The organism is Mesorhizobium sp. M7D.F.Ca.US.004.01.2.1 (genome assembly GCF_003997785.1).
GTDB lineage: Bacteria > Pseudomonadota > Alphaproteobacteria > Rhizobiales > Rhizobiaceae > Mesorhizobium > Mesorhizobium loti.
This window is the reverse complement of record NZ_RZRQ01000511.1, coordinates 1-2,998: the sequence shown is the minus strand read 5'-3', so window position 1 is coordinate 2,998 and position 2,998 is coordinate 1. Positions and strand designations below refer to the sequence as shown.

At 63.5% G+C, this 2,998-nt stretch carries 3 protein-coding genes; 1 reads left to right on the top strand and 2 read right to left on the bottom strand.

Going from position 1 to position 2,998, the window contains the following annotated elements:
- Both EN993_RS33925 and EN993_RS33920 read right to left on the bottom strand, forming a co-directional pair.
- On the bottom strand, nt 1-1,105 hold a 1,105-nt coding region (locus tag EN993_RS33925; RefSeq protein WP_127266062.1), incomplete at its 3' end, for a PAS domain-containing protein.
- Between the two features lie 268 nt (nt 1,106-1,373).
- Complete coding sequence (locus EN993_RS33920) at nt 1,374-2,138, bottom strand: IclR family transcriptional regulator (protein WP_126070516.1); 765 nt, start codon at nt 2,136-2,138, stop codon at nt 1,374-1,376.
- A 184-nt stretch (nt 2,139-2,322) separates the two neighbouring features.
- On the opposite strand from EN993_RS33920, the gene EN993_RS33915 reads away from it, so the two are divergent.
- Nucleotides 2,323-2,998, top strand: a 676-nt coding sequence (locus EN993_RS33915) for a tripartite tricarboxylate transporter substrate-binding protein (RefSeq protein ID WP_164757995.1), incomplete at its 3' end; no start/stop codon positions are given.

Sequence of the window (2,998 nt, the reverse complement as noted above, 5' to 3'; positions counted from 1 at the left end):
GTTCGATGTAGTCCTCTTCGCGCGTCATGTCGTGGAAGGCGAGCACCGCGCCGACGACGTGGCCGGAAACGAGCAGCGGCGCACCGGTCAACGCGACGGGAACAACCGATCCGTCCGGCCGCTGCAGCAATTGCGGACGCGCGCTGGAACGGCGCGGTTCCCCGGCCAGCAGGCGCTCGATCAGCCTGACATCCTCGACGCTGGTATCCTTGTCCACAAGGCGAAACAGCCACTCGATCGGCTTGCCTCGGGCGGCACTGAGCGGACATGCCAGCAATCTTTCGGCGACGGCGTTCATGTAGTCCAGCCGCCCGTCGGCGCCGGTGCTGATCACGGCCTGCCCGATCGAAGCCAGGGTGATCTGCGCGCGCTCACGCTCGGCGTTCAGCGCCAACTGGAAGGCCTGGCGCTGCGCCAGGAGTTTGCGCGTCCGCCACACGGCAAGCAGGATCAGCAAGGCGGCGGTGACGAGATTGGCAAAGGTGAGCAGCATCTTGATGAAGCGCGATCCCTCGCCGAGGCTGTCCGAGAAGGCCTTGGAAAGTGGGGTGATCTGATGATCGAGCCGGTGGATCTCCGCCTTCCAGGCGCTGATCTCAGCCGTCGATACCGGACCCTTGCCGAGCGTCTCGTGCATGGCGTCGCCAAGTTGCTGGATGGCGAGGATCATGGTGTCGGCAGCCGTCCAGTGCCGGATGGCGGCATCAAGATAGCTGAAGCCGCGGAAATTCTGGAATAGCCAGATCATCCCGGTCACGTCGTCGGGGTGGTTTCTGCCCTGCAGGAAGCCGGTGCGCGCCGCGTTGGTGTCGGGCTCGGGCTGCTCAAGCGCTAGGCGTGCCGAACGATCGGCCAGCGGAACGGCGATCGCTCCACGGTACTCGCTGAAGAATTCCTCGCTGCCGGTGCCGGCATAGAGGCTGAGAAAATAGATGGCGTGCTTCTGTCCCTTGGACCACTGGCTCTCGCCGCCGACATAGGCGCGAACCGCCGACAGCGTGTAGAGGCTGAGGCTGGCAACCAGCGCCTGAGCAAGAACGACGGCAATGAACGGCCAGACGAGCCCGAGGAGACGGGGGCTTGCGTCCATCGATGACAGCTTCATCGAATTTCCATGGACTTGCCATGATCCCTGTCAGCGTGTCTGTCCGACGGTTCCATCCGTCGGTTGAGACTGTGTTTGTCCCTCATGTCGCTCAGCTGGCGACAACAATCCGGTTATCATGGGGGGGCTTAACAGCGAATAAAGACTTCAACTATTTGCAAGGTCGATTCTTGCTGCAGGCGACCGAATATTACGGTTTTTCATGAAATTGCTTCAGGTTGAATCGGATTGTATTCAAAGTTTGCGTAGTCAGCCAAGCCAATCGGCGCTATGCATCCGCCGCGAGGCTCGCCTGCTCAAGCATGGAGGCGTCCTCGCCGAAGGCGCGGGTGGCGCGGGCGGCGGCCTCGAGCAGCGGACGCTTCATGCGCTGGAGAAACGCCGCGTCGACCCTCGTGCTAGGCCCGGCCAGCGTCAAGGCGCCGAGCAGGACGCGCCCCGGCCCGAACACGGGCGCCGACACGCCCGCCGTGTCGGGATCGCGGTCGCCGATGGCGAGACAGGTGCAGGTCTTGCGGATGGTCTCGTAGGGTTCGCCCTGCTGGCCGGAAAACGCCGCAAGCACGCGACCACCCGAGCCGACCAGCAAAGGCAACACGTCGCCTTCGCGTATCGTATAGCGGATCGCGTGCTTGGATTCGACGCGGTAGAGACAGGTGCGGACGTCGCCCGAGCGAACATAGAAGGCAACGCTTTCCCAGCTTCGTTCGGAAAGGTCGCGCATGATCGGCAACAGGATATCGATCGCCACCACCGAACGCTGGTAGAGCGCACCGAGCCGAAACGTGGCAGGTCCGACGCGGTAGCGCCCATCGTCGAGGCGCTCGAGCAATCGTCCGCGCAGCAGGGAATTCGCCAGCCGCAGGATGGTGCTCTTGTAGAGGCCTGTGCGCGCCGCGATTTCGGCCAGGCTGAGCGAGCGGTCGGCGGTGGTGAAGGCATCGAGGATGGCGATCGCCCGATCAAGTGCCGCAACACCTTCGGCGGACGCACGCCGGTTTTCCGCATCAGTCGGTCTGCTTGGTAAGTCCATTGCGGTTCCAGTCCGGAGAAGCCCGAGCGGGGTCACTCTGTCGCGCCACTGGATCGTTCTGTCCAGCAGAATATCGTTCCCGTTGACAGAACTCGGTAACATCTGCTTGAACTCGATCACGGGTCTGTGAATGCAGGCGCGTTTGGCAGGCACCGGAGGAGGTGTCGTGATCTGGAGGAATCCCATGCTGAACAGACGCAGATTTTTGATGAACACGGCGGCCGCGAGCGCTGCCGGCCTTGCAGGACTTCATCTCACCCCCGCTTTCGCCGAGGGTGCACCGCAGATCCAGATTTTCGTACCGGCGGCACCGGGCGGCGGCTGGGACCAGACAGGGCGTACGATGGACCAGGTGCTGCGCAGCGAGAAGCTCATCTCCGGCTCGCAGATCACCAATGTCGGCGGCGCCGGCGGCACGGTCGGGCTGCCGCAATTCATCAGCCAGTGGAACGGCAAGGGCAATTCGCTGATGGTTGCCGGCATGGTCATGGTTGGCGCCATCATCGCCAACAAGGCTGCCAACAATCTGACGCAAGTCACCCCGATCGCTCGTCTCACCGGCGAGTTCGAGGCTTTGGTGGTGCCGGCGGAGTCGCCGTTCAAGACGGCCGCCGATTTCGTCGCCGCACTCAAGGCCGATTCGACAAAGGTTCCTGTCGCTGGCGGCTCCGCCGGCGGTTCCGACCACATCCTGTTCGGCTTGATTGCCAAGACGGTTGGCGTTCCGGCGACAAACCTGTCCTATGTGCCGTTCGCTGGCGGCGGCGAGGCGTTGTCGGCGCTGCTCGGCAACCAGGTCGCGGCCGGCATCTCCGGCTTTGGCGAGTTCTCAGAGCAGGTCAAGGCGGGTGCGCTCAGGC